Source organism: Mycobacterium sp. TH-M25 (assembly GCF_057473665.1).
This window is the reverse complement of sequence record NZ_JBYCLA010000105.1, coordinates 1-1,319: the sequence shown is the minus strand read 5'-3', so window position 1 is coordinate 1,319 and position 1,319 is coordinate 1. Positions and strand designations below refer to the sequence as shown.

The 1,319-nt window shown below is 65.5% G+C and carries 1 protein-coding gene and 1 pseudogene; both read left to right on the top strand.

Translation table 11 applies throughout. From position 1 onward, the window contains the following. Positions 1-68 precede the first annotated feature (68 nt). On the top strand, positions 69-971 hold the full coding sequence (locus AC2VOU_RS03725; protein ID WP_486956136.1) for an AurF N-oxygenase family protein: 903 nt from the start codon (positions 69-71) through the stop codon (positions 969-971). Continuing rightward, positions 968-1,319 (top strand): annotated as a pseudogene (locus tag AC2VOU_RS03720) (hypothetical protein); the annotation flags it as partial. The gene AC2VOU_RS03725 and the pseudogene AC2VOU_RS03720, both read left to right, overlap by 4 nt.

Below are 1,319 nucleotides of genomic sequence, written 5' to 3'. Positions count from 1 at the left end.
GTATTGACATCTTCGGCTTGTTCTCCCTAACTTTTGTAAGCACACCGGCAAAGAAGGGGACTTCTGCGATGACTACGGCGGTGAGACGAAGCGAGCCGACTCGGGAAGAGTTCGCCGAGCGCCTCCTGCAGGGTTCGGTGAAGAAGTCCTACGCTCCGGTCGTCGACATCGACTGGGACGCCCCGCTGGATCCTGATAAGTTCTTCCTGCCGCCGCGGATGTGCACGCTGTACGGCACGTCGCTGTGGGAGTCGATGACCCGAGCGCAGCAGATCGACCTGACCCGCCAAGAGCTGGTCAACGTCTTGTCGGCCGGCATCTGGTTCGAGAACATCCTCAATCAAGCGCTGCTGCGCGACATGATGCACCGCAATCCCTCCGCCAAGGCCACCCATTACAAGCTGACCGAGCTCGGCGACGAAACCCGCCACATGGTGATGTTCGGCAAGGCGATCGACCGCATCGGCGGTGTACCGGTGCGGCCCAAGTACTACCAGCGGGTGATGATCAACCTGCTGCCGAAGCTGTTTCGCGGCAGCGTGCTGTGGGCGGCCGCGCTGCTCGGCGAGGAGATCTTCGACGCGCTGCAACGCCAGATTCTCGACGACCCCGACTTGCAGCCGATCGTCGCGCGGTTGATGCGGATTCACGTCACCGAAGAGGCTCGCCACATCCAGTTCGCCCGCGACGGGTTGCGCCGGGACGTGCCAGCGCTGCCCTGGTATCGGCGCGTCTACCTCGCCAATCTGCAAGGCGCGGGCGGCCTGTTCTACCGGCACCTGTTCACCCTTCCAGTCGTCTACCAGCGAGCCGGGCTGGACGGACGCGAGGCGCGTCGAGTCGCACGTGCCAACCCGCACTTCCACGCCTACTGCCGGTCGGCCTTCGCGCCGTTGGCCGCGTTTTTCGAAGGGGTCGGCCTGATGGGCCGGCTGGGCCGGCGGATGTGGCGGCGGGCCGGGTTCCTGTGAGCGAACACGGCGGCGGTGGCGGCGGTGACTCCATCGGTGTCATCGACGCGATTGTGCTGGGCGACCCGAGCCGCGTCCACGGAGAGTTGAACAACTTCACCGTCGCCCCCACCGCAGTGGAAAAGCAGTTCGACAACGGCGCGGACGCCTGGACGGTGACCACCGCCGACGGCCAGACGCTGACCGCGCGGGTGCTGATCAACACCACCCCCGGCAACGACGACGTCGTCGCGGCCCATGGCATCCCCAACTATTTCCGGAGTCCCGGGCCGCACACTGCACGTCAGGCTCGCTATGTGGCCGGGTTGGTCGATGGGCTGCACCGCTGCCGGTCCACTCGGATCGAAG